27 protein-coding genes are annotated in these 25,013 nt (G+C 57.8%); 8 read left to right on the top strand and 19 right to left on the bottom strand.

Annotated elements, in window-relative coordinates:
- Positions 1–30 precede the first annotated feature (30 nt).
- Positions 31–240, bottom strand: a complete 210-nt coding sequence (locus FO014_RS18870; protein ID WP_105231722.1) for a hypothetical protein — start codon at positions 238–240, stop codon at positions 31–33.
- An 809-nt stretch (positions 241–1,049) separates the two neighbouring features.
- Here FO014_RS18870 and cspE point away from each other — a divergent pair.
- Entirely contained in the window at positions 1,050–1,262 is a 213-nt protein-coding gene (gene cspE / locus FO014_RS18875; RefSeq protein ID WP_015672942.1) for a transcription antiterminator/RNA stability regulator CspE, read from the top strand.
- Positions 1,263–1,440: 178 nt separating this feature from the next.
- On the opposite strand, the gene FO014_RS18880 is transcribed toward cspE, so the two are convergent.
- Positions 1,441–1,872 carry a hypothetical protein gene (locus tag FO014_RS18880; RefSeq protein ID WP_105231721.1) on the bottom strand — a complete coding sequence of 144 codons (432 nt, stop codon included), beginning with the start codon at positions 1,870–1,872 and terminating at the stop codon, positions 1,441–1,443.
- Positions 1,869–2,573, bottom strand: coding sequence for a hypothetical protein (locus tag FO014_RS18885; protein WP_105231720.1), 705 nt, complete (start codon positions 2,571–2,573; stop codon positions 1,869–1,871). Before FO014_RS18885 ends, FO014_RS18880 begins: the two co-directional genes overlap by 4 nt.
- A 485-nt stretch (positions 2,574–3,058) precedes the next feature.
- Here FO014_RS18885 and dsrB point away from each other — a divergent pair, with 485 nt between their 5' ends.
- The gene (gene dsrB, locus FO014_RS18890) at positions 3,059–3,259 is read left to right on the top strand and encodes a protein DsrB (RefSeq protein ID WP_160030627.1); all 201 of its coding nucleotides are present in this window, start codon (positions 3,059–3,061) and stop codon (positions 3,257–3,259) included.
- Positions 3,260–3,495: 236 nt separating this feature from the next.
- Here dsrB and rcsA read toward each other — a convergent pair whose 3' ends face one another.
- A complete protein-coding gene (gene rcsA, locus FO014_RS18895) occupies positions 3,496–4,128 on the bottom strand; it encodes a transcriptional regulator RcsA (protein WP_015672938.1) in 633 nt (210 codons plus the stop codon).
- A gap of 715 nt (positions 4,129–4,843) precedes the next feature.
- Between rcsA and FO014_RS18900 the strand changes: the two genes are divergently transcribed.
- Positions 4,844–5,581, top strand: coding sequence for a GNAT family N-acetyltransferase (locus FO014_RS18900; RefSeq protein ID WP_160030628.1), 738 nt, complete (start codon positions 4,844–4,846; stop codon positions 5,579–5,581).
- On the opposite strand, the gene FO014_RS18905 is transcribed toward FO014_RS18900, so the two are convergent.
- Positions 5,568–6,983 (bottom strand): pyridoxal phosphate-dependent decarboxylase family protein, encoded by a 1,416-nt coding sequence (locus FO014_RS18905; protein ID WP_160031443.1) that lies wholly within the window; start codon positions 6,981–6,983, stop codon positions 5,568–5,570. The two genes, FO014_RS18900 and FO014_RS18905, sit on opposite strands and share 14 nt — an antisense overlap.
- Before the next feature lie 104 nt (positions 6,984–7,087).
- Between FO014_RS18905 and FO014_RS18910 the strand changes: the two genes are divergently transcribed.
- A complete protein-coding gene (locus tag FO014_RS18910) occupies positions 7,088–7,954 on the top strand; it encodes a LysR substrate-binding domain-containing protein (RefSeq protein ID WP_160030629.1) in 867 nt (288 codons plus the stop codon).
- Positions 7,955–8,567: 613 nt separating this feature from the next.
- A complete protein-coding gene (gene mgtA / locus FO014_RS18915) occupies positions 8,568–11,267 on the top strand; it encodes a magnesium-translocating P-type ATPase (RefSeq protein WP_160030630.1) in 2,700 nt (899 codons plus the stop codon).
- 14 nt (positions 11,268–11,281) lie between these two features.
- Here mgtA and FO014_RS18920 read toward each other — a convergent pair whose 3' ends face one another.
- The 3 genes from FO014_RS18920 to FO014_RS18930 form a co-directional block, all read right to left on the bottom strand.
- Positions 11,282–12,055 (bottom strand): DUF3307 domain-containing protein, encoded by a 774-nt coding sequence (locus FO014_RS18920; RefSeq protein ID WP_160030631.1) that lies wholly within the window; start codon positions 12,053–12,055, stop codon positions 11,282–11,284.
- 2 nt (positions 12,056–12,057) lie between these two features.
- Positions 12,058–12,657 carry a hypothetical protein gene (locus tag FO014_RS18925; RefSeq protein WP_160030632.1) on the bottom strand — a complete coding sequence of 200 codons (600 nt, stop codon included), beginning with the start codon at positions 12,655–12,657 and terminating at the stop codon, positions 12,058–12,060.
- A 153-nt stretch (positions 12,658–12,810) separates the two neighbouring features.
- Positions 12,811–12,990: a hypothetical protein gene (locus tag FO014_RS18930; protein ID WP_160030633.1), complete on the bottom strand. Its 180-nt coding sequence runs from the start codon at positions 12,988–12,990 to the stop codon at positions 12,811–12,813.
- Between the two features lie 213 nt (positions 12,991–13,203).
- Between FO014_RS18930 and FO014_RS18935 the strand changes: the two genes are divergently transcribed.
- The 3 genes from FO014_RS18935 (at position 13,204) to arsC (ending at position 15,332) form a co-directional block, all read left to right on the top strand.
- Positions 13,204–13,539 (top strand): metalloregulator ArsR/SmtB family transcription factor, encoded by a 336-nt coding sequence (locus tag FO014_RS18935; protein WP_160030634.1) that lies wholly within the window; start codon positions 13,204–13,206, stop codon positions 13,537–13,539.
- Between the two features lie 65 nt (positions 13,540–13,604).
- Complete coding sequence (locus FO014_RS18940) at positions 13,605–14,894, top strand: arsenic transporter (RefSeq protein ID WP_160030635.1); 1,290 nt, start codon at positions 13,605–13,607, stop codon at positions 14,892–14,894.
- A gap of 12 nt (positions 14,895–14,906) precedes the next feature.
- Entirely contained in the window at positions 14,907–15,332 is a 426-nt protein-coding gene (gene arsC / locus FO014_RS18945) for a glutaredoxin-dependent arsenate reductase (protein WP_111736836.1), read from the top strand.
- Between the two features lie 39 nt (positions 15,333–15,371).
- Here the strand turns inward: arsC and benD are convergent, their stop codons facing one another.
- The 11 genes from benD to FO014_RS19000 form a co-directional block, all read right to left on the bottom strand.
- Positions 15,372–16,154, bottom strand: a complete 783-nt coding sequence (gene benD, locus FO014_RS18950) for a benzoate diol dehydrogenase BenD (RefSeq protein WP_160030636.1) — start codon at positions 16,152–16,154, stop codon at positions 15,372–15,374.
- Positions 16,155–16,164: 10 nt separating this feature from the next.
- Positions 16,165–17,184: a benzoate 1,2-dioxygenase electron transfer component BenC gene (gene benC, locus FO014_RS18955; RefSeq protein ID WP_160031444.1), complete on the bottom strand. Its 1,020-nt coding sequence runs from the start codon at positions 17,182–17,184 to the stop codon at positions 16,165–16,167.
- 12 nt (positions 17,185–17,196) lie between these two features.
- On the bottom strand, positions 17,197–17,682 hold the full coding sequence (benB, locus tag FO014_RS18960; protein WP_160030637.1) for a benzoate 1,2-dioxygenase small subunit: 486 nt from the start codon (positions 17,680–17,682) through the stop codon (positions 17,197–17,199).
- On the bottom strand, positions 17,679–19,043 hold the full coding sequence (locus FO014_RS18965; RefSeq protein WP_160030638.1) for a Rieske 2Fe-2S domain-containing protein: 1,365 nt from the start codon (positions 19,041–19,043) through the stop codon (positions 17,679–17,681). The genes benB and FO014_RS18965 overlap by 4 nt, the downstream gene beginning before the upstream one ends.
- A gap of 89 nt (positions 19,044–19,132) precedes the next feature.
- Entirely contained in the window at positions 19,133–20,062 is a 930-nt protein-coding gene (catA, locus tag FO014_RS18970; protein WP_160030639.1) for a catechol 1,2-dioxygenase, read from the bottom strand.
- A gap of 135 nt (positions 20,063–20,197) precedes the next feature.
- On the bottom strand, positions 20,198–20,488 hold the full coding sequence (gene catC, locus FO014_RS18975; protein WP_105231665.1) for a muconolactone Delta-isomerase: 291 nt from the start codon (positions 20,486–20,488) through the stop codon (positions 20,198–20,200).
- Positions 20,489–20,501: 13 nt separating this feature from the next.
- Positions 20,502–21,617, bottom strand: coding sequence for a muconate cycloisomerase family protein (locus tag FO014_RS18980; RefSeq protein WP_160030640.1), 1,116 nt, complete (start codon positions 21,615–21,617; stop codon positions 20,502–20,504).
- Between the two features lie 3 nt (positions 21,618–21,620).
- Positions 21,621–22,379: a 3-oxoadipate enol-lactonase gene (gene pcaD / locus FO014_RS18985; protein ID WP_160030641.1), complete on the bottom strand. Its 759-nt coding sequence runs from the start codon at positions 22,377–22,379 to the stop codon at positions 21,621–21,623.
- A complete protein-coding gene (gene pcaF / locus FO014_RS18990; RefSeq protein WP_160030642.1) occupies positions 22,379–23,581 on the bottom strand; it encodes a 3-oxoadipyl-CoA thiolase in 1,203 nt (400 codons plus the stop codon). The genes pcaD and pcaF overlap by 1 nt, the downstream gene beginning before the upstream one ends.
- Positions 23,559–24,239 (bottom strand): 3-oxoacid CoA-transferase subunit B, encoded by a 681-nt coding sequence (locus FO014_RS18995; RefSeq protein ID WP_111736841.1) that lies wholly within the window; start codon positions 24,237–24,239, stop codon positions 23,559–23,561. The genes pcaF and FO014_RS18995 overlap by 23 nt, the downstream gene beginning before the upstream one ends.
- A gap of 9 nt (positions 24,240–24,248) precedes the next feature.
- The gene (locus FO014_RS19000) at positions 24,249–24,935 is read right to left on the bottom strand and encodes a 3-oxoacid CoA-transferase subunit A (protein WP_160030643.1); all 687 of its coding nucleotides are present in this window, start codon (positions 24,933–24,935) and stop codon (positions 24,249–24,251) included.
- Between the last annotated feature and the right edge of the window lie 78 nt (positions 24,936–25,013).

Here is a 25,013-nt window from a genome sequence, read left to right on the forward strand (position 1 = left end):
CAGTAAAGCGCCGCCGGAAGCGGCGTAGGATTAATCATTAGGAGGAATGCGAAATCCTTTCAATGAAACAACGAAGTGCTCTTTTCCCTTGGTAATTTTGGCGCCGCGATCGCACCATAAACTGGCGAGCTGAAAGAAATCATCGCTGCCGATATCGTACGCCAGCTCAATTTTTTTCGCCGTGCCGGAACGGATAAGTGTTTCCGCCTGCTGATGGTTAACTGCTTTTATTGTAGCCATAGACGATCCCTGGAATAAACCGATAAGGATAGGGCGCTTATTATCATATGGCTTTATTGTGACGGCAGTGTGACGTTAATGTTACGGCATGGCGGAAGGACAAGCCGGGCCTTTCCCCGGCAAGGTATCGCTTAGCGGTCGTTTGGACGCACCAAACTGCTTTTTTTGACGCCTTTGAAGTGTTTATACATCGCAAAACCTGCGATGCCGGCCAAACCGGCCAAAAGTAATAAGTATTCAGTCGCCATAACATGACCTCGGTAAAATGCCCTGGAAGGGGCATATTTGTGACGGAAGTCACGTTGAACGGCAATGAGAAGATTCCTGAAGCGCGGATCCGGAACGCAGAGATAAAAAAAGCGCCTATAGGGAGGCGCATAAAAATTTACAACACAGCTTGTAGTGTCCATCACCAGGAGGCGTGGTGAACATACCGGTATCTTATGGCCTTGGACAGTAAGAGGATATAGGGATAACTCCGAAAGCCGTCGCGGGGAGGAGATAGGTAAAAATAACGCGCTGTGAGCTAAAAACACGCATAAGGCGTAAAAACTGAACAAATGACGGACTTTAACGCCGCCGATGACGAAAAGGGTTGCTATTAAACGCCCGTCGTGCGTTAATGCAGGCGGCCTGTTGGTACAGACCTATTTATGCACGACATTTTGAGTAAAGTAGTTCAAATCTAGAGCGTTATCCCTGATAACCTTCTTTGACGAATTTCCTTTCCGGTGCCTCCATAAGTAACTGATAACCGGCTATTTAACGCTGCCGATGGCGGCTAACATATTTTATTAAAGGAAATCGACATGTCCAACATGATCAAAGGTCAAGTGAAGTGGTTCAACGAGTCTAAAGGTTTTGGTTTCATCACTCCTGCAGACGGCAGCAAAGACGTGTTCGTACACTTCTCTGCAATCCAGGGTAACGGCTTCAAAACTCTGGCTGAAGGCCAGGACGTTCAGTTCTCTATCGAGAACGGCGCTAAAGGTCCATCTGCGGCTAACGTTACCGCTATCTAATCGGCATCCACGCTGATTAACTAAAAACCCGCCAAGGCGGGTTTTTTTGTGTCTGGTGGAAAAGATTTTTTGTTGGATGAAGAGCACTTCTCTAGTGGCGCTTCGCATAACCAATCGATCGCCTACAGGCCAGGCCTGTAAACCAGGGAAGGCGAATCCAACCCCTGTTTCACCGTGGTTACTCGGTATACTCACTGCGATAAATTTCGACACTCACTAAATTTAATTCCGTTGATTGATAAAAAGATACGACATCTTTGCTGTGTGGAGAGCGCCAGCATTCAGCTTCTGTCTGGCATTGCTTCTGTGGTTCATAACCTTCAGAAGTCAGGTAGTCGCGAATCTTGCTGGTATCGGTTGTGCCGTTGAACTGTATACCGAATACAAACGCCTGCGGACCACTGATATTGCTATAATTAAACTCATAATCTTTTGAAATTTTTGGTATTTTTTTTAACAGGTCCGGTGTGTAATATTCATACTCCCGCGTATCTTGTTCGGTATAGTGGGCGCTGCTGGCAAATTCCATCTTCACGTATGGCAAGACCGCTGTCAGTACCATACCGGCGGCTAATATTACGCCCATCGCTACAGCTACACTTTTTCTCACAGACCACTCCTGTTGTTGTCGGCACCTAAAACTATAAAGGTTTTATCATGCTGGGGAAGCATCACGTTCCCAGACTGAAAATCGCTATAAGGAACGACCGTACGCATAAACGAGGGAAGAACGCTTTTATACGGTTTAGCGTTAGGGAATTTTTCTGGATCGGGGAACAGGAGGGGCAGAAACGTCTTGTTTTTCCAATTGCCGATTTTGCCATAATGATCCCAGCGCCTTAGGGCTTTTGCTTTACTGACTGGACGTAACAGGTGGAAAGGGTTATGGACAGATACTACGCGATAAAACCCTAACAGGTCAGAGACCAGATCTTCACCACTGAATCCGCTGTCGGTCACCAGATTATTAGGAAATGAGCTTTGGAACGACTCAAATCTTAATGCCATCGACATCATCATCGCCAGAGCGATGCTTTTCTGTTCATAATCGTGGCGGCCATGTTTGACCTGCCACGTCATTACCTTCCCTGAGCGAACAAGGCCCCATCGTGATGTCATGCCCTGAGAATACGTGACATCGTAAAACTCTTTCCCCGATGCTTCTCCTTGCGCAATTTTATTCAGGAGATAACGAATATCTGTACCTTGTGCATGTCCAAGATCCACCCATCCAAGTACTTCCGTATAAACTAAGCCTCTATTTTGGAAAGGGGCTTGCGAACCATCAATGATGTCTGACCTTTTGCTCATCCTTGGCATCCTTTTATTCCATTGTACGTTCAATGTAACCGGATGGAATGGTGCTTATCAATTCCCTCACATCTCAATTTTATACGACGACATCACAATTTTTTGACTGCACCGTAGCAACATATCTGCTGCCTGTATATCTGCACCAGTATGTATCCGTTGCGCTACGATAATCATTTAAGGTGTTGTGGAACTATTTGTTTTTATTATGATTAATGTGGGCGTTGCCGGGTTTGAAAATGAGATTTGCCGATGAAAAAAAGCCCGCCGATTCTGGCGGGCAAAAGTTCCTTGTTACTTCTTCATTTGCAGGCACCTCTCTGGGGGGAGACACCGTGATACAGACTACCCGTAGGCGGTGTAAGATTCTGCCGGCAGAGTGTTAAGAATGCGAAAAGTCGCGGCGGCAGATAAAATAGTAGCCGGATGCCAGTCAGTGGCGCACGGTGTTATACACTGAGAGCAACGAATGAGGAGAGGTAGCGATGAAAGTCAACGATCCGGTAACGGTGAAGACCGACGGCGGTCCGCGGCGTCAGGGGACTATTCTGGCGGTGGAAGTCTTTAATGAGGGCACGATGTATCTGGTGGCCCTGGAGGATTATCCGGCCGGCGTATGGTTCTTCAATGAGATAGACAGCCGCGACGGCACCTTTGTCGAACCGCGCAATGCGCGGAAAGATTAGCTGAGCTGACCAGTTTCTGCGTTCAGAAAGTAGTTTTTCCGGTTATTTTCACCCTACGTAATGATAACGTCATGCCGGTATACTGGCGCTGGTCATCATTAATATGAATAACCCGCTGCGGCAAAAAAATGTCGCAGTCAGGCGCTTCATGTTTAATGACAAAATACGTAGTCATACGTAATTTTGTGGTTATTCGAACCAGGCTATAGCCGATTATTGCGGTGATATTCCCGTCATTAACGACTATTGACAAATATTCCGCTGGTCAGCGTATCGGTTAACCGCACCACGTGATAGATGATCTGTTTATTATGCGTTTTAATCTTGCGTTTGATATTCCCTTTATGGGAGGAGACCGTCTTTGCTTTAATTTGCATCTGGTCGGAGATCTGGATGGTGCCCTGTCCGGACATCCACATACGCAGCATATTTGATTCGGTTTGGCTTAGCGTGACGGGCGTTTGGTCCAGAGTGGTCTTCTCTGAGCGGGTGGCCGGCTTGCGTTCCAGGTAGTGGCTCAGCAGCTGGTTCATCGTCTCCGGCTTGATCGATTTCGACGAGATGATGACATTTTTACGTACATATAAGTAATCGTCAAAATGCACATTGGTGATGGCCATAAAGATGAAGAACAGCGTATCCGGATGCAGCGAGATCACCCGTTTAATGCGTTCCGTTGCGTTGCTTTCATGGATGAAGCAGTCTTCGTTAATAAATACCAGACTGGGTTTCAAACGCGTGCACTTCTCGTGCAGATTATCAATGTCGGTCGCGGCGTTTATTTGCCGTTTTTTCACACCGTTTGATGTCAGGTAATCCGTTAGACCCAATCGCGTATAGCTGCATGAGTCCATAATGATCGTTGGCATATTGCACCCCCACTTAAATCCGTTTTACCGCGGTAATAATGAGAAAAAGCCTGAAAGCCAAAAGGCAAAAAAATCAAAATATCACTAATTAAGAATGTTCTACCAACAAACGCGAAGCGGCTCAATGATATTTTCTGACTAACCTTATCAAACCGATGAATTCATAAGTTTGACTTAAGTTAGCATAACGCTTCGTCAGCGTCCCCAGATCACAACATCCGTCCTGTAGCCTAAGACAGCTAAGCCTCGCTCGCCTGTTCATCGAGTCTGTTTATCATGTCACGATTTTAAATTTTAGATTGCTAGGAAAATTCTTAAAAAAAATTCATGTGTTGTTTTTTTGATTGTTATCGGCCTGTTTTTTGTACGTATTTTTTCTTTCCAGACGCCATTGGTAGCAGAAAATTCCTATAATTCACTGGGTTAGGTGCGTTATCGATTTTGTTGAGAATAGTAATCTTTTCATTTTGTATCATTATAGCCCTTTGATTGTCACATTCCCTTAATATTTCCGGCGTATTTTTTGCCCATCAAAACAATACGGAACAAACAATTAGCTTTTTGTTGATGATTCGTTAATGAAAATGTGACAGAGGAGCACCTACCCATTGGTTTTCCTGAACTATTGCCGCCGAAATTTTCTGTGTGACGCTTGCGTCCTGCGAACGTTCCGCTTAATTTGCTTGGGCTAACCCATTCTATGAAGAGGTCGACGGTGAGGAATAATCCGTTTGGTCAATGTATCGGCGATGCGTTGCCTGAGTGGCAAACCGCAGATGAGCCGGGGCTACAGGCGTTATGCGGGCGATTCTGTCGCCTGGAGCCGCTGGATGTCCAGCGTGATGCCGCGGCGCTGTTTCACGCCTACCAGTTGGCTAATAACGACCGCGACTGGACTTACCTTCCTAATGAACGTCCGCAAACGCCGGATGAATTTACCCGTTATCTGCAGGGCCAGGCTCAGGCCGTCGACCGGAAAACCATGACGGTGATCGATCAGCGCAGCGGCAGAGCGATTGGCCACTGTGCTTTTTGGCGTATTGACCGGGCCAATGGCGTCGTTGAGCTGGGCATGATCAACTGGTCGCCGCTGATGCAGCGCCAGGCAAGCGGTAGCGAAGCGATTTTTCTGATGCTGCGTCATGTTTTTGACGATCTGGGCTATCGGCGCTGCGAGTGGAAATGCGACCACCTTAACGCGCCGTCGCGTGCGGCGGCGCTGCGCTTTGGCTTCAGTTTTGAAGGCACCTTCCGTCAGGCCGTGGTGGTCAAAGGGCGCAACCGGGATACCGACTGGCTGTCAATGCTGGACCATGAGTGGCCGCAGCGCCGTGCGGCATTCACTGCCTGGCTTGCTGTCGACAACATTGACGACGATGGCCGGCAAAGGCAGCGGCTGCAGGCGTTTGCCACGTGGCATGCAGACCATTCTGCCGCAGTTAGTTCGCTGTAAACCGGCAGACCCGTAACGAATCCAGCGCCAGCGCGATATCGCTTTCTTCAGTCATCCAGTTAACCAGCGCGGCGCGGATCGCCGGCTGGCCCTGATAGTAGGTGGCGGTACAGCGTATGATGCCGTGCCGGTCGAGCCGTGCTAAAAAGTTATCGCGCTCTGCCTCAGCATCGTCGGTGATGTCCGTCAGTGCGAAACACACCACGTTAAGATTGACCGGCGCCAGCAGGTAGAATCCCTCACTGGCCGTCAGGCCATCGCCCAACTGTTTAGCCAGCAGGATATTGCGTTCAACCATATCGCGTATACCGTCACGGCCATAGGCTTTCAGCGCCATCCACAGCGGCAGCGCGCGAAAGCGCCTTGAATTTTCGGGCGTCAGGTGCAGGTAATGATCCGGGCGCAGAGCCGGCGCTTCCATATAGGCTGACACATTCTGGAACACCTGCATCTGCAACGCCAAATGGCGGGTAAACTGGATGGCGCTGTCATAGGGCACGTTCAGCCATTTATGTGCATCGACGGTGATGGAGTCTGCCTGCTGCCAGCCTTCCAGCAATGGGGCGCAAGCGGGCGAGCAGGCGGCGACGCCGCCGAATGCCGCATCGACGTGCAACCAGAATCCATAGCGTTCGCGCAGCGCCAGCAGGCGGGAAATATTGTCGAACGCCGTGGTATTCACCGTTCCGGCGCTGGCCAGTACGATGGTCGGCGTGGCGGGGTGTGCGGCCAGATGGCGCTCCAGCGCATCGGGGTCGATGGCTTCCGAATCCGGCAGGGTGGCAATAGGCGTCAGAGCATCGCGGCCGATGCCCAGCATGCCGAGCGCTTTCTCACTGCTGGAGTGCGGGCAGGCGGCGAGTACGTGCACCATGCCCAGCGCCGCCACGCCCTGCTGCGCCACGTTGACGCCGCGCTGGGCGCCCAGCCATTGGCGGCCAATCGCCAGTCCGCAAAAATTGGCCATCGTTGCGCCGCTGACCAGGCTGCCGCTGAATGCCGCCGGCAGACCAAGCAAACTTTTTAGCTGTTCAATCGTTGCCAGTTCGATGGCGGCGGCGATGGTGTCATGACTGAGCAGGCTGTTTTGGTCAAAAACGCTGACCAGCCAGTCGCCGGCCAGTGAGGCGGGCGTGGCGCCGCCGGTGACAAAACCAAAGTAACGTGGGCCGGCGCTGGCGGAAAGCCCGTCGGCGTAATGTTGCCAAAAGTGGTCCAGCGCAGCCTGTGCGCCCACACCCTCTGCAGATAAGCGATCGTCGCCGGGCCTGAGCTGTTGCGCCGCTGCCGGTGGGCAGACCGGGCGTTCATTCAGGCCGGCCAGAAAGGTTTCGGCCAGACGGCGGGTATGATCAAGGATCAGCGGAAAGCGGGTTAAATCCTGTTGCAGGGTTGGATGCATCATCGGCTCCGGGTCAGAGTAGGGAGTGTTAAGCGTAGAGTAAACGGGTTGTCAGCCGGTGAAAATCGAGAAAGAATGACGCTTTTGGATAGAAAGGCTAACCAGTGAAATTTGACCGTTTGCCTCTGCAGTGTTTACCGACCTTTATTATTGCCGCGCGGTTGGAAAATTTGCGCGCTGCGGCGCTACAGGTTCATTTGACGCATGGGGCCGTCAGCCAGCAGATTCGGCAGCTGGAGCAGGCTCTGGGATACCGGCTATTTGAACGGCGCGGCCGCGGTGTGCGTTTAAACAGCGCCGGACGCGAACTGCTGGCGGCCGCAGAGCCGGCGATGCAAGCGCTGGAGCAAGGGGTGCTGCGGGCTCGCGCTGTCGCCGCCGGCCGGGGGCTGCGCATCAGCGTATTGCCGTCATTTGCCCATTATTGGCTGTTGCCGCGTCTGCCCGCGTTTCAGGCGGCGCATCCGGATATTGTGTTGGATATTGACGCCTCCCTGACGGTGCAGGATTTGGCCCACCAAGGATTTGACGCAGCGGTTCGCATCGGCGCTGGCGAATGGCGCGGCGTGCAGGCGCAGCGGATTGCTGACGGTGACGTTATCCCGGTTGCGGCACCTGACCTGGCGCAGCGCTGGCAAGCGGCGCTGTTGCAAGGTGACGAGGAACTGCCGTTACTGGAGCATGATGTGACGCCGTGGCGCACATGGTTTCAGGCGCGGGGAATAGGGGAGTGCGGACAAACGCTGGCGTTGTTCAATGATGCGGGGCTGCTGCTGCGCGCCGCAGAACAGGGGTTTGGTATTGCGTTGGTGAAGACCCTGCTGGCCAAAGATATGCTTGCCGCCGGCAGGCTGGTTGCGCTGGCCGATGCCTGGCGGCCGGAAGGCGTCGATTACTACCTGGTCTGGCCGCAGGCCAATGATCACCCTGCCGTGCAACGGCTGCTGACGTGGCTGCAACAGCAGCTGTGATGGTCGCTTCCGGCAGATTACCGGCGGCGGTAATTATTTTGCCGCCAGGTTGACGCTTCGTTTAATAAAAGCTGCTTTACTTAATAATCCCGCATTATTATACTTCGTGAAAAATCTATCAGGAGAAATTAATTGGACAGTTTTAGTTGCGATGAAATAAATAAGGCAAGCTGAACTATCTCCTTCTGATATGTTGCTTGCCGATTCTGGCGGGCAGCACCTTCCCAGTATTTCTGTGTTGTGCATCCCCGAATAATAACGCCGTATCCACCGCCTGTGCGTTGTGGATGATTAAATTCGGATATCGATATGGCACTTTTCCGCTTTAGCCTGTTCCCTCCAGGCCTCCCTTTGCACGCGCGCTGAGCCAGGCTCGGCGCGCGTTCGACCATGCTCTGCGCAGCCTGGTCAACTGATTCTGATTAACGTGCTTCACCCGCTGGGTGATAAGGAGGCGTCATGGACGATCATCCCGGATTTTTATTGTCTGCGTTACCGGCGGAATAATATTCCCTGTCGGTAGGTGTGATTAAATAAATGACTTCTGCGCGACGCCATTATTTTATCGGCGGGGGTGCCCTTGTGCGCAGAATAAATATAAGAGTATAGCGTTATGACTTTCTTCAACAATAAATCTCATCGCCCTTCACAGGGCCATGAGACGTATGCCATCGCGCAAGAGGCAAAAAACAGCATTGACCAGACGCTGGCGCAGCTAAACTGCAACCGTCTTGGCCTGACACAGGATGATGCGCAGGAACGGCTTGCCTATTACGGTGAGAATCAGGTCGCCCATGAAAAAGCGCCCCATGCGCTGTTGCAGCTGTTCGGCGCTTTCAACAATCCGTTTATTTTCGTTCTGATAGTGCTGGCGGCGATCAGTTTCTTTACCGACTACTGGTTGCCGGCGCAGCACGGTGAAGAAACCGATCTCACCGGCGTTATCATTATCTTGATTATGGTGGCGCTGAGCGGTTTGCTGCGCTTCTGGCAGGAATACCGCACCAATAAAGCGGCGGAAGCGCTGAAAAGCATGGTGCGCACCACCGCAACGGTTTTGCGCCGCAGCAGCTTCAGTGAGCAGTCGCTGGTGGTGGAAATCCCACTGCGTGAGCTGGTGCCGGGGGATATTATTCAGCTGTCGGCCGGCGATATGGTGCCGGCCGACGTGCGGCTGCTCAGCTCGCGCGATCTGTTTATCAGCCAGGCCATTCTGACCGGCGAAGCCATCCCGATTGAAAAATATGACACGTTGGGGAGTGTCAGTCAGAAGTCCTGTGACGCCGAGGCTGCCAGCGAAAGCGAGCTGCTTGAGATGGCCAATATTTGCCTGATGGGCACCAACGTCGCCAGCGGCTCCGCCAGCGCGGTGGTGGTGGCCACCGGCGGGCAGACCTATTTTGGTTCGCTGGCGAAATCGATCGTCGGTAACCGGGCGCAAACGGCATTTGACCGTGGGGTCAACAGCGTCAGCTGGCTGTTGATTCGCTTTATGCTGGTGATGGTGCCGGTGGTGCTGCTGATTAACGGCTTTACCAAAGGCGACTGGGGCGAAGCGGCGCTGTTTGCGCTGGCGGTCGCCGTCGGCCTGACGCCGGAAATGTTGCCGCTGATTGTCAGTTCCAATCTGGCGAAGGGCGCAATCGCCATGTCGCGGCGCAAAGTGGTGGTGAAACGGCTGAACGCCATCCAGAACTTTGGCGCGATGGACGTGCTGTGTACCGATAAAACCGGCACTTTGACGCAGGACCGCATCATTCTGGAGCACCATCTGGACGCCAGCGGAGCTTCGGATCGCCAGGTGCTGCATCTGGCCTGGCTGAACAGCTTTCACCAGAGCGGTATGAAGAATCTGATGGATCAGGCGATCGTGCGTTTCGGTCGCGGCAAGCCGGAGATAGAGGCGCTGGGGCGTTACAGTAAGGTGGACGAACTGCCGTTTGATTTTATCCGCCGTCGCCTGTCGATCGTGGTGCAGGACGAGCGGCAGCAACAGCTGTTGATCTGTAAAGGCGCGGTGGAGGAGATGCTCGCCATCGCCAGCCATGTGCAAGAGGGGGATTGCCGGGTGGCGCTGGATGAGACACGTCGCGCGGCGCTGATGGCGCTGGCCAATCAATATAATGAGGACGGCTTCCGCGTGCTGCTGCTGGCGACGCGCGAACTGGGCGTACAGGGCTGCACGCTGCCGCTCAGCGTGGAGGATGAGCGCGATCTGGTGATCCGGGGGCTGCTGACATTCCTGGATCCGCCGAAAGAAAGCGCGCAAGCGGCGATCGGTGCGCTGCAGGAACATGGCGTGGCGGTGAAGGTGCTGACCGGCGACAACCCGGTGATTACCTGCAAAATTTGTCGCGATGTCGGGCTGGAGCCGGGGGTGCCGCTGTCCGGGCCGCAAATTGAGCTGATGGACGATCGTCAGCTGGCGCAGGAGGTGGAGCTGCGCACCGTGTTCACCAAGCTGACGCCGCTGCAAAAGTCCCGAGTACTGAAAATGCTGCAGACGAATGGTCATACCGTCGGTTTTCTCGGCGACGGCATCAATGACGCCCCGGCGCTGCGCGATGCCGACGTGGGTATTTCGGTGGACAGCGGCACCGATATTGCCAAGGAATCGGCGGATATCATCCTATTGGAAAAAGACCTGATGGTGTTGGAGGAAGGGGTAATCAAGGGGCGTGAGACTTTTGGCAATATCATCAAGTATCTGAATATGACCGCCAGTTCCAACTTCGGCAATGTGTTCTCGGTGCTGGTTGCCAGCGCATTTATCCCGTTCCTGCCGATGCTGGCGATTCACCTGCTGATTCAGAACCTGATGTATGACATCTCACAGCTGTCGCTGCCGTGGGACAAAATGGATAAGGAGTTTCTGCGTAAGCCGCGCAAATGGGACGCCAAAAATATCGGGCGCTTTATGATCTGGATTGGCCCGACGTCGTCGATTTTTGATATTACCACCTATGCGCTGATGTGGTTTGTGTTTGCCGCCAACAGCGTTGAGCACCAGGCGCTGTTCCAGTCGGGCTGGTTTATTGAAGGGCTGCTGTCGCAAACGCTGGTGGTGCATATGCTGCGTACCCAGAAGATTCCGTTTATCCAAAGCACGGCGGCGCTGCCGGTGCTGTTGATGACCGGGCTGATCATGGCGATTGGCATTTATATTCCGTTTTCACCGCTCGGCACCTGGGTGGGGTTGCAGCCGTTACCGTGGGAGTACTTCCCGTGGCTGGCCGCGACGCTGGTCAGCTACTGCGTGGTCGCGCAGCTGATGAAGCGCTTCTATATCCGCCGCTTCGGCGCCTGGCTGTAAGCGGCGACTGCCGGTTACCATAACAGGGTAATCAGCAGCCCCAGCATAATCGTCAGGGTGAAAGAAAACAGCGTACCGAGCATCACATACTCGGTACGCATTTTATCGTCGCTCTGTCGCAGGTCGCCAAAGCGGAAAATTGACTTGGCCGCCAGCAGAAAGCCAATGGCCGGAATATGCCCCAGCAGCACAAAGGTCAGGATCAGCGTTCTTTCCAGATAGCCGATCTGTTTGCCGGCGCGCAGCAGTGAATCGGTGTCCGTCTTGGCGTTCGGCTGCATCTGCGGCGTCCAGCTGGCCAGCAACTGCCCGATCAGCAGCCCCATCGGCATATAAATCAGTCCGTATCCCAGCGCCGTCAGGCCGACGCGCCAGCCGTCGAAACGCTGCCATAACGCCTCGAGCAGCGTCGTTACGTGCGGCACGATTGCCAGCCACAGCAGAATAATCACCAGCAGATGCAGGCCCTGATCCAGCAGGAAGCTTGCCGCCGGTTTCATCGGCGCCATCAGCGTCACCTTGGCCAAATCAATCACGTAGTGGCTGATGCCGACCACCAGCAGCGCCAGCAGCACATCCGCCGACGAGACGCCGCCGTGCAGCAGACCGAAGCCGGCGACGGCCCAGGCCGCCACGACGCCGTGCAGCAGGGCGTGCAACAGTAAAAAACGCGACCGGTGGCGGTATTGGGCCTTATCCTGCACCCAGGCGCGCGGTTGCAGAGGGAAATCCGCCAGCAGATGGAGCACCAGCAGCCAGATCAACAGTGGCGCATAGGTTAAAGCCATACTTAAATGATCCTGTTAATTGCATCAATGAACCGGATAATTTCATCATAGGCCGCGCGTTTGAGCGTTGCGGAGACGGTTGATGCTGCCTTGCGCACCGCGGCGGCCGCCTGCGCGTTGGTTGTTGTCAGCATACGCGCCTGGACGACCTGCGCTTCTGCCTGTGACAAACGGCTAAGGGTATGATCTAGCATCGGCAGCAGATCGCTGACAATGGCATTGGCGCGTTCATTGTCAATTTTCAGAGCCAGCCTGCAATTTTTTGTCATCAGGTCCAGCGCGTTGCCGGAATTGAGGAAGGCGCTGCCGTAACCGTCGCCCCGGCCCCGGCGTTTGCCCAGGCCGACGGCGATGCGCGCGTCCCAGAGCGCGGCATGATGTTGCGCTTTTAAGGCGGTACGCAGGTAGACGGCCAGCCACAGGCCGTGCTCGGGCTGTCCCACGGCCTGAAAGGCGTCGCCGCGAAAAATTTCAAACTGCGTCAGCAGGCCGGCCTGTTGAAGCGCCGTGAGTTCGGTGTGTAACTGTGCGATGTAACGTGGGGTGTCAACACGTCGTGAGTTGACGAGGTCGCCGGTGATAACGCTGATTTGCGCTTTCATAGTAGGCTGTCCAGAAAACGAATGGACATTTAAATTCGCATCTGAAGACGAATTTGTCAATTATTCGTACTCAGATACGAATTGTGATGATATTCGTATCCAGAGACGAATTTTATGTATGGAGAATATGAGTAAAACCAGGCGTACCAAGGTTCAGAAGCTTTTCATCATCACTTCACGCGGCTGTTCTGCGCCATACTTGATCAGATGTTCGAATGACTTTTCCGTCTGCTTAAGTTGCTGCAGGAATGCCTGCGGCGAGAGATCGTGCTGTTTGCCGCTCATATAGGCTAATGCCAATTCTTTGGCCTGATAACGTGAAAAATTGTACATGGCGCCCCCCTTGGCGATGTCTGGTTGTCAGTGCGGCGATTGTAGAGTGCTGCTTAGAGCATGAACAGTGGCTTTACCGTATCGATTCGATAGCTGAAACTTTAACGATGTGCGGCGCGGCCGCTCAATAACATATGAATTTCCATATGTGTTATTGACAGCGCGTCGTGCAGGGTTAAGATTGGCCGGGCAATAGGATAAGGAGCCTGCAGAATGATGCTGACGCCGTTACAACTGTTTAAAAACCTGTCGGACGAAACCCGACTGACTATGGTGCTGCTGTTGCGGCAGGCTGAAGAGCTGTGCGTGTGTGAACTGGCGGCGATTTTAACGCTGCCGCAGCCTAAAATCTCCCGTCATCTGGCGATGCTGCGCGCAAGCGGCCTGCTGCTGGACCGCCGTGAGGGCAAGTGGGTCTATTACCGGCTTTCGCCGCATATGCCGGCCTGGGCGGCGGGCATTATCGAGCAGGCTTACCTTAGTCAGCGGGAGCAGGTGAGCAATCTGGCAAAACGCGCCGCCGCGGACGGGCGGACGGTGTGCCGCTAACGTAAAAATTTTAACTTTTCATATTTGAAATTTCGAATGTGAAACCAAAAAGACAAGGAGCACGTATGTGGCTGGCGGGCGCGATTTTTATCCTGACCATCGTATTGGTTATCTGGCAGCCGCGGGGGCTGGGCATCGGCTGGAGCGCTTCGTTGGGCGCCGTTCTGGCGCTGCTGAGCGGGGTGGTGCAGCTTGGCGATATTCCGGTGGTGTGGCACATCGTCTGGAATGCTACCGCCACCTTTATCGCGGTGATTATCATCAGCCTGCTGCTGGATGAGTCCGGCTTTTTTGAGTGGGCGGCGCTGCACGTTGCGCGTTGGGGTAAAGGACAAGGGCGGCGGCTGTTCAGCTATATCGTGCTGCTGGGGGCCACGGTGGCGGCGCTGTTCGCCAATGACGGCGCGGCGCTGATCCTGACGCCGATAGTGATTGCCATGCTGCTGGCGCTGGGGTTTGGTCCGGCGGCGACACTGGCGTTTGTCATGGCCGCCGGTTTTATTGCCGACACGGCCAGCCTGCCGCTGGTGGTTTCCAATCTGGTGAACATCGTCTCGGCAGACTTCTTCCAGCTTGGCTTTAATGACTATGCGGCGGTGATGGTGCCGGTGAATATCGCCGCCATTATCGCCACGCTGGCGATGCTGCACCTGTTTTTCCGCAAGGATATTCCGGCCCGTTACGATGTGGCGCTGCTGAAGGCGCCGCATGAGGCTATTCGCGATGTGTCGACCTTCCGAGCCGGCTGGGGCGTATTGCTGCTGTTGCTGGTCGGCTTTTTTGTGCTGGAGCCGCTGGGCGTGCCGGTCAGTCTGGTGGCGGCGGTGAGCGCGCTGGTGCTGTTGCTGGTGGCGAAAAGCGGCCGGACGATCGCTATCGGCAAGGTGCTGCGTGGCGCGCCGTGGCAGATTGTGATTTTCTCGCTGGGGATGTATCTGGTGGTATACGGCTTGCGCAACGCCGGGCTGACCGATCTGCTGTCGGTAGTGCTGAACCGCCTGGCGGAGCAGGGGCTGTGGGCGGCGACGTTGGGCACCGGTTTTATCACCGCTTTCCTGTCTTCGGTGATGAACAATATGCCGACGGTGCTGATCGGCGCGCTGTCGATTGACGGCAGCAGCGCTGGCGGCGTGATTAAAGAGGCGATGATCTACGCCAACGTGATCGGCAGCGATCTGGGGCCGAAGATTACGCCGATTGGCAGCCTGGCGACGCTGCTCTGGCTGCATGTGCTGGCGCGCAAGAATATCAATATCACCTGGGGTTACTATTTCCGTGTAGGTATTGTCATGACGCTGCCGGTGTTGTTCGTGACGTTAGCCGCCCTGGCGCTGCGTTTGTCAGTCTCACCGTAAAAAGGGGCAACCATGAAAACGATCACCATCTACCATAATCCGGCCTGCGGCACGTCGCGCAATACGCTGGCGCTGATCCGCAACAGCGGCGTCGAACCGACGATCGTACTGTATCTGGAAACGCCGCCGAGCCGTGACGAACTGTGCCGGCTGATTGCCGATATGGGCATCCCGGTGCGGGCATTGCTGCGCAAGAACGTCGAGCCGTATGAACGGCTGCAACTGGCGCAGACGCACTGGCGTGATGAACAGCTGATCGATGTTATGCTGCAGCAGCCGATACTGATTAACCGGCCGATCGTGGTGACGCCGCTCGGCACCCGGCTGTGCCGGCCGTCGGAGGTGGTGCTGGATATCTTACCGGACGCGCAGCAAGGCGAGTTTATCAAGGAAGACGGAGAAAGGGTGGTTGATGAGCACGGGCGGCGGCGGCGTTAGGACTGGACGGCAGAGCTGAGGCCCGCTCTGCCGGGTCTGTCAGCCTAAATCGCCGCCGGCCACCGGCAGCACGGTGCCGTTAATATAGCTGGCCGCGTCGCTGGCAAGGAATAAAATGGCGTCGGCCTGTTCGTTTACCGTGCCGTAGCGGTGCATCAGGCTGCTGTTTAAGGTCTGATCGACCACCTGCTGATACCACGCCTCCTCCTGCGGTGTCGGCGTTTCCCGGTTGCGCGGCGTCAGACGCGGCGGCGCTTCGGTGCCGCCCGGCGCGGTGGCGTTGATGCGGATGCCGGCGTCGGCGTACTCAAACGCCAGCGACCGGGTGAGCGCGTTCACCCCGCCTTTGGCGGCCGAATAGGGCGCGCGGTTGACGCCGCGGGTGGCGACCGAAGAGACATTGACGATCGCGCCGCCGCCCTGCGCCAGCATGTGCGGCAGCACGGCGCGGCAGCCCCACAGCGTCGGGAACAGCGAACGCCGGATCTCCGCCTCAATCTGCGCCGGCGCATACTCGGCGAACGGCCGCGCCCAGATGGTGCCGCCGACGTTGTTCACCAGTATATCCAGCCGGCCGAAGCGTCGCTGCGCCTCATCGATGGCCGCCTGCGTCTCCTCCCAGCGTTCCAGATCGGCATGAATCGCCAGCGCGTCGCAGCCCAGCTCCCGCAGCGCCGCAGCCGCCTCCTGCAGATAGGGCGCGCGGTCGATCAGCGCCAACTTCGCGCCTTCCCGCGCGGCCTGTTCAGCGACCGCTTTGCCGATCCCCTGTGCCGCGCCGGTGATGACCATTACCTTGTTGCTAAAACGTTGCTGTTGCATCAGCGACTCCTTACGCCGTCTGGCTGGGGGCGAATTTTTCATAGTGGAAACTGGCCGGCGTGAAGGCGCGTCGGCGGAAATCGTGCAGCACCGCCTCGACCATCGGCGGCGGGCCGCACAGGTAGACGTCCACGTCGCCGTCGTGCAGCTGGCTGTCATCGAGATGCTGGGTCACGTAGCCTTTGCGCACCGCCTGTGAAGCGTCGCTGGCGACGCAGGTCAGATAGCTGAAATCGCTCAGCCGTGCGCGGTAACTGTCCAGCTGTTCCAGCTTCACCAGATCGCAGTCGTGGGTGACGCCGTAGATCAGCCGCACCGGCAGCCGGACGTCGTCCTGCGCCAGCTGCTCCAGCATCGACAAAAAGGGCGCCAGCCCGGTGCCGCCGGCGAGAAACAGCAGCGGCCGCGTCACGCTGCGCAGATAAAAACTGCCCTGCGGGCCGTGCAGACGCACGCTATCACCGGGGCGTGCCCGGTCGCTCAGGTAGCTGCTCATCATGCCGCCCGGCACATTGCGCAGCAGGAACGACAGCCGGCGCGCATTGGGCAGAGAACTGAACGAATAGGCACGGCGGGCGTCGCGGCCCGGCACCTCGATATTGACGTACTGGCCGGGCAGAAAGGCGACGCCGCCGTGGGCGTTATCCAACTGCAGAGTCAACTCAAGCGCGCTGTCCGACAGCGCGGCGACGCTCTCCACGCTGGCGGCGAAGGTTTCGCAGCCGGTTTTACACTGCGTGGAGGCCATCGGCACGTCGATCACGCAGTCGGACTGCGGCACCATCTGGCAGGTCAGCACCTGGCGTTGTGCGGCTTCCTCTGCGGAGAGGGCGTCATCCAGATAGTCATCGCCCAACTGGTAGTCGCCCTGTTCGCAATGGCATTTACAGCTGCCGCAGACGCCGTCAGCGCAGTCCATCGGCAGATTGACCTGCTGGCGATAGGCGGCGTCTAGCACGGTTTCATCGGGATTGCATTGAATAAAGCGGCTGACGCCGTCTTCAAAGTTAAGCGCAACGGTATAGCTCATCATCGCCTCCCATTAAATATGATAAATATCAATCACATGACTGATATAGTCGTTATTGAGACGGATCGTTTTGCTCAGGATCTGCGGCTGTTCGCCGCCAAGCGCGATGCGGCAGCGGCAACTGCCGAAAAACAGATCGGTTTTCTGATAGCGGTGGCTGTAGGTGCTCCAGTTGTAGCGCACGTCCACTGCGTCCGCCGTTTCGCCGATCAACTCCACGTTGCTGATATGGTGGGTGGTGCGCGGTTCCGGCGTGCTGGCCGCTGAACGCTCGGTCTTGATGCGGTAGACGCGGTCTTCCAGCCCTTCGCGGTTCGGGTAGTAAATCAGCGATACTTCGCGCTGCGGATCGCGGGTGAGCCGGTCATCCTCGCCCCAGGAGGGCATCCAGTACTCGACCTGCGGGCTGTAGCACGCCAGCCACTCATCCCACTGGCGGTCATCCAGCAGCCGCGCCTCGCGGTATAAAAACTGCTCAATACGTTGTTGCTGGCTCATGACTGCACCTCGGTGTCGTTCAGGCTGCGCAGCAGGGTCTGCTGCCAGTGATGGTGGTGGGGGACATACAGCGCTTCATCCTCGGCGCGCACGCCGCTCATCAGCGGCCGGATCGCCATCGCCTGCGCGTTGTCGTCGGGGCCTTCCAGCCAGCGCGTGGCCCCGCGGCTGATATCGCTCCAGGGCATGTTGCCGGCGAGATAGCCCTGCTGGCAGGCGCGGAACTCTTCCAGATCGTCCGGCGTGCCCATGCCGCTGACGTTAAAGAAGTCCTCATACTGGCGGATGCGCAGGGCGCGGTCCTCGGCGCTTTCTCCCTTCGGCGCGAAGCAGAAGGTGGTGACCTCGGTTTTATCCACCGCGATGGGGCGCATCACGCGAAGCTGGGTGGAGAACTGATCCATCAGGTAGAGGTTGGGGTAGATGCACAGGTTGCGGGTATGGTTGACCATAAAATCGGCGCGCGTCTCGCCGAAGCGGTCGCTCAGGCGGCGGAAGTGTTTGAATACCGGCCGCACCTCCGGGTTCAGCGCCCGGGTCCACAGCAGCATATGGCCATGTTCGAAGCCGTAGACGCCGCCGGTGCTTTTCGACCAGCAGGTGGCGTCCAGCGTCTGGGTACTGCTGGCGTCGTGGCTGCGGCGCGACATGGTCGAGACATAGTTCCAGTGCACCACGCTGACGTGATAGCCGTCGACGCCGTTTTCCATCTGCAGCTTCCAGTTGCCGTCATAGGTATACGAGGAGGCGCCGGTCAGCAGTTCGATGCCGTCTTCCGCCTGATCGACAATCAGGTCCAACACCTGCCGGGTATCGCCCAGGTATTCCTCCAGCGGCAGCACCTTGTCGCTCAGGCTGCCGAATAGAAACCCGCGGTAAGAGGCAAAGCGCGGCAGGTGTTTGAGATCGTGAGAGCCGGCCTGTTTGAAGCACGGGGGATAGCCGCCGCTCTTTTCGTCTTTGGCCTTGAGCAGATTGCCGGCGTTGTTAAACGTCCAGCCGTGAAACGGACAGGTAAAGGTGGCTTTGTTGCCCTTTTTGCGGCTGGCCAGCATCGCACCACGGTGCGAGCAGCTGTTGATCATCGCATGCAGTTCTCCCTGCTTGTCGCGGGTAATGATCACCGGCTGGCGGCCCATCGTCAGGGTATAATAGTCGCCCGGCTCGGCGACCTGGCTTTCGTGCGCCATATATACCCAGTTGCCTTCAAAAATTGCCTTCATTTCCAGTTCAAATATCGCCGGGTCGGTAAATATGCCGCGGTGACACTGGTAGACGCCTTGCTCTTTATCTACCCGCAATGCATTTTTTATTTTCTGTTCCAGCGTGGAATAAATAGCAGCAGTTGTTGATGAGTTCATACTAATGACCTCGTTAATCACGTTGCGTAGGGTGCCCTGGGGAAATTTATTCCCCATGGCGCAGGTATTATTGTTGTTCTTTTTCCGGTTTAACTTTCCAGCGCGCGCGGGCGTTTAATTCGCTGTTCCTCTGCGCTGTCGCCGGCGGCGTAAATCATGAAATCAAAGCGGATTTCGGTATGTTCGCCGGGCAGATCGCGCTGTGCGGCCAGCGCCGGATCACTGATTTTGATCGGATCGGCGATCAGTTCATCGCGGGTAGCGAAGGCAAAATCGTCCCACAGGTAGCGGTCGCCGTTCAGGTTGATCTGAGTGGTGAGGTGCTTGTGGCCGGGAGCGGAAACAAAAAAGTGGATATGCGCCGGCCGGTTGCCGTGGCGGCCAAGGCGATCGAGCCAGGCCTGCGTCGGGCCGTCCGGCGGGCAGCCGTAACCGGAGGGCAAAATACTGCGCACCGCGTAGCGGCCGTCGGCGTCGGTTTTCACCCGGCGACGCAGGTTGTAATTGCTCTGCGACTTATCGAAGAACGAATAGTTGCCCAGCGTATTGGCGTGCCAGATATCGACGATGGCGCCGGCCAGCGGGCGGCCGTGCTGGTCGCTGACCTGGCCGTGCAGCCACATGACTTCGCCGCTGTCCGTACCGTCGTCCATCCGTGCGTAGCCGTCGCTCAGCGGCGCATTGGCGACATACAGCGGCCCTTCGATGGTGCGCGGCGTGCCGCCGTTCAGACCCTGCTGGCGTTCTCGCGCGTCCTCACGCATATCCAGATAGTGCTCCAGCCCCAGGCCGGCCGCCAGCAGCGCCGCTTCCTGACGGCCGCCGAGCTGATGCAGATAGTTAATCGCCCGCCAAAACTCTTCGGCGCTAATATCAAAGTCGTCGATCAACTGACAGATATTACCCAGCAGCTGGCGGGTGATGGCTTTAAAACGCGGATCGCCGTCGTTTCCGGTTAAACCGCTGCTGATATCCAGCAGCTTGCTGACGTCTTCAGACTGATTGAAGGATACGGACATTGCAGACTCCTCATTATAATAGAGCCGTAAATAACGGCGATGGCCGGCAGCGGCGCATCGCAATTATTCGGGCTGAGCTCGGGTTTACGGCGCCGAAAATAACCGGCTAACCCGTGGAGATGAATTATTTCTGCTTTATTTATCGTCGTCGTAAATGGATGACGGATGTCGGCACAAGGCCTCAATATGCATTTCCATATACGGGAACAGCGGCAGCGCCGATAAGATATCGTGCAGTTCGCTATTACTTTCCACGTCAAAGATACTGACGTTGGCGTATTTTCCCGCCACGCGCCAAAGGTGGCGCCATTTTCCCTGCGTCTGCAGCTCTTGCGCATAGCGCTTTTCACGCAGTTTGATCTCATCGGCGACGGCGGCCGGCATATCGGACGGCAGTTGCACGGACATTTCAACTTTGAACAACATCAGGCAGGCTCCTCTAGGTGCGCTGATAAAAACGCAGTTTGTCTTCATCGACCTCAATGCCGAGGCCCGGGCCGTCCGGCAGCGTGACCTGTCCGTCGGCGAAACTCAGCGGTTCGGCGATGATGTCGTCTTTTAGCAGCAGCGGACCGAACATTTCCGTTCCCCAGGCCAGCTTCAGCGTTGACCAGGCGTGCAGCGACGCCACGCTGCCGATGCTGCCTTCCAGCATGGTGCCGCCGTACAGCGCGATGCCGGCCGCATCGGCGACGTGCGCCAGTTTCAGCGCCTGCGCCGGGCCGCCGGCCTTGGCGATTTTCAGCGCATAGGCGCCGCGGAAACCGCCGGCGGCCAGCGCGTAGCCGTCATGGGCGTCGGCTACCGCTTCATCGGCCAGAATCGGCAGGGTGAACCGTTGACTCAGCTGCGTCAGCGCGGCGCGGTCCCACAGCGCCACCGGCTGCTCCACCAGATCGATGCCGATCTCCTGCAGCGCAGCCATGCCGCGCACCGCGCTGGCGGCGTCCCAGGCCTGATTGACGTCAACCCGGATACTGGCGTCGGCCCCCAGCGCCCGGACGATCGCCGCGGTGTGGCGCAGGTCGTCGGCCAGCGGTCTGGCGCCGATCTTGAGTTTAAAGGCGTTATGGCGGCCTTCCGCCAGCAGGCGCTGCCCCTCGGCGATATCGCGCTCGGTGTCGCCGCTGGCCAGCGTCCACAACACCGGCAGTTGCCGGCTCTGCGCGCCGCCGAGCAGGGTGCTGAGCGGCTGACGCAGCGCTTTGCCCTGCGCGTCGAGAAACGCGGTCTCCAGCGCCGATTTGGCAAAGGTATTGCCTTTGACGCTGGCGTTCATCAGATTGACCAGCGGCGTCAGGCCGTCAAACTGCTGGCCGGTCAGCAGCGGCGCCAGATAGGTATCGATGGCGGACTTGATCCCTTCCGGGCTTTCCGGGCCGTAGCTCAGGCCGCCGATGGTGGTGGCTTCGCCCCAGCCGACCAGGCCGCCCGCACAGGTGAGACGAACGATGGTCAGCGTCTGGCAGCCCATGGTCGCCATCGACAGTTTGTGCGGCCGGATGGTGGGAATATCCAGCAGCCAGCTTTCAATGCGTTCAATACACAGCGTCATGGGTTATACCTCTGTCAGAAAGTCGAGTACGCGGTGGGCGAACAGTGCCGGACACGCAATATTGCTGATGTGCGAGGCGGGCAGGGTCGCCAGTTCCGCCTGCGGCGCGTTCGCCAACAGGAAGCGTGCGTCGTCCGGCGTGGTGACCGGATCCAGCTCGCCGGCGATCGCCAGCATCGGCTGCGGCATGTGGCGGACTTCGGCCCGCAGATCCGCCTGCGCCAGCGCGTCGCAGCAGGCGGCATAACCGGCGGCGTTGCCCTGTGCCAGCTGCGCGGCCAGTGCCGCCACCTGCTGCGGTTCGCGGCGTTGGAATTCCTCGCTGAACCAGCGCGCCGGCGACGCGGCGGCAATCTCCGCCAGGCCGTCACGGCGCACCGTCTGCGCGCGCTGATGCCAGCCTTCGGCGCTGCCGATGCGCGCGGCGCTGTTGGCCACCACCAGCCGCTGCAGGCGCTGCGGCTGATAGCGGTTGAGCCACAGGCCGGTCAGTCCGCCCATCGAAATGCCGCAGAAATGGGCGCGTTCAACGTCCAGGCTGTCGAGCAGGGCGACGACATCGCGGCCAAGGATCTCCAGCGTCAGCGGGGCGGCGGGCAGCGGCGTTCCGCCGTGGCCGCGCTGGTTATAGCGCAGCACGCGGAAATGGGCGGTAAAGAGCGCCATCTGCGACTGCCACAAATCCAATGTAGTACCCAGCGAATTGGACAGCACCAGCAGCGGCGCGCCGGCCGGGCCGTCAAGGCGGTATTCAATCTCCATCACACCCTCTCGATAATCATGGCGATACCCTGACCGACGCCGATGCACATGGTGCACAATCCGTAGCGTCCGCCGCTTTGCTGCAACTGATAGGCGGCATTCATCACCAGCCGGCCGCCGGAGGCACCCAGCGGGTGGCCGAGTGCGATAGCGCCGCCGTGCGGGTTAACCTGCGGCGCATCGTCCGGCAGCGACAGGGCGCGGGTCACCGCCAGCGCCTGCGCGGCGAAGGCCTCATTCAGCTCAATCACGTCCATCTGTTTGAGGCGCAGGCCGGCGCTTGCCAGCACTTTACGCACCGCCTGCGCCGGGCCGAAACCCATAATCGACGGCTCGATGCCGGTGACCGCGCTGGCGACGATGCGCGCCAGCGGCTGCAGGCCGTGCCGGCGCATACCGCGTTCGCTGGCCAGCAGCAGGGCGCAGGCGCCGTCGTTCAGCCCGGAGGCGTTACCGGCGGTGACGCTGCCTTGCGGATGCACCACCGGCTTGAGTTTTTCCAGCGCCGCACGGCTGGTGGCGCGCGGGTGTTCATCGCGGCTGAAGCTCAGCGCCTCGCCTTTTTTCTGCGGAATGGTTACCGCGATCAACTGGCTGGCGAAGAAGCCGCTTTCCTGCGCGGCGGCGGCGCGCTGCTGGCTGCGCAGGGCGAAGGCGTCCTGATCCTGCCGGCTGATGCGGAACTGCTCCGCCACGTTTTCGGCGGTTTGCGGCATGGAGTCGACGCCGTACAGCGCTTTCATCTGCGGGTTGATAAAGCGCCAGCCCATGGTGGTGTCTTCCAGCCGCATGGTGCGGCTGAAGGCGCTTTCCGCTTTGCCCATGACGAACGGCGCGCGCGACATGCTCTCGACGCCGCCGGCGATCAGCAGGTCGCCTTCACCGCTTTTAATCACGCGCGCCGCCATTGCCGTCGCATCCAGGCTGGAGCCGCACAGACGGTTGACGGTGCAGCCGGGTACGGAAACCGGCAGCCCGGCCAGCAGCAGCGCCATGCGCGCCACGTTGCGGTTGTCCTCGCCGGCCTGATTGGCGCAGCCGAGCAGCACATCGTCCAGCGCGCTCCAGTCCAGCTGCGGGTGGCGTTGCTGCAGCGCCTGCAGCGGCAGCGCCGCCAGATCGTCGGCGCGGATCCCGGCCAGGCTGCCGTTCAGCTTGCCGAACGGGGTGCGCACCGCGTCACACAGATAAGCGTGAGTCATCGTGTTGTTCTCCGTGTTGCAGGGCAAAAGTCAGCTCAACCGGGGTGACCTCCTGGAGCTGGCGCGGCGTCAGGCCGGCAAAAATCTCGCGCACCACCAGCCCGTGGTCGGTGACGTCGATCACCGCCAGGTCGCTGTAGATGCGGGTAATGCAGCCGACGCCGGTCAGCGGATAGCTGCACTCTCTGACGATTTTGCACTCGCCTTTTTTGGTCAGGTGCTCGGTCATCACATACACCTGACGCGCACCGATCGCCAAATCCATCGCGCCGCCGACCGCCGGGATTGCCCCCGGCGCGCCGGTGCTCCAGTTGGCCAGATCGCCCCGTTCCGACACCTGATAGGCCCCCAGCACGCAGATATCCAGATGGCCGCCGCGCATCATGGCGAAGGAGTCGCCGTGGTGGAAAAAACAGCCGCCCGGCAGCAGCGTCACCGGCTGCTTGCCGGCGTTAATCAGTTCGGGGTCTTCTTCTCCGGCCGCCGGCGCCGGCCCCATGCCGAGGATGCCGTTTTCACTGTGTAAAAAGATCTCTTTATCGGCGGGCAGATAGTTGGCGATCTGGGTCGGCATGCCGATGCCCAGATTGACGTAGGCCCCTTCCGGAATATCACGCGCGATACGTTCGGCCAGCTGTTGATGCGTCAGTTTTGACATGATGGATCCTCAGGCCGAAAGCCGTTGTGGGGTGGACGGTGCGCTGACCACGCGCTGCACGAAAATCCCCGGCGTGATCACCGCTTCGGCATCCAGTTCACCCAGGGGCACCAGATGATTGACCTCGGCAATGGTGCAGCCGGCGGCCATCGCCATGATCGGGCCGAAGTTGCGGCCGGTCTGGTTATAGACCAGATTGCCCCAGCGGTCGGCGCGCTCGGCCCGGATCAGGGCAAAATCGGCCTTCAGCGGCAGTTCGAACACATAGTGCCGGCCGTCTATTTCGCGCACCTCTTTATCTGCCGCCAGCTGGGTGCCGTAGCCGGTCGGGGTATAGATACCGCCGAGGCCGGCGCCGCCTGCCTGAATGCGCGCCGCCAGGTTGCCCTGCGGGATCAGCTCCAGCTCCAGCTCCCCGCGCCGGTAGAGGTCGTCAAACACCCAGGAGTCGGACTGGCGCGGGAATGAGCAGACGATTTTGCGTACGCAGCCGGCTTTCAGCAGCGCCGCCAGCCCGAAATCGCCGTTGCCGGCATTGTTGCTGATCACCGTCAGGTTGCGCGGGCGGCGGCGGATCAGGGCGTCCAGCAGGGCATAAGGCTGGCCTGCCGGACCGAAGCCGCCCACCATCACGCTGGCGCCGTCGGGAATATCGGCAACGGCGGCGTCGGTGGACTGCACGCTTTTATTAATCATTTCTTCTCCTTGGTAGGCTGATTCTTTAACGCCATATGGCCTGGCTTGAATTCAACTTAGGGGAGGAAAAAATCACCA

This window comes from Serratia rhizosphaerae, from assembly GCF_009817885.1.
Lineage (GTDB): Bacteria > Pseudomonadota > Gammaproteobacteria > Enterobacterales > Enterobacteriaceae > Serratia_B > Serratia_B rhizosphaerae.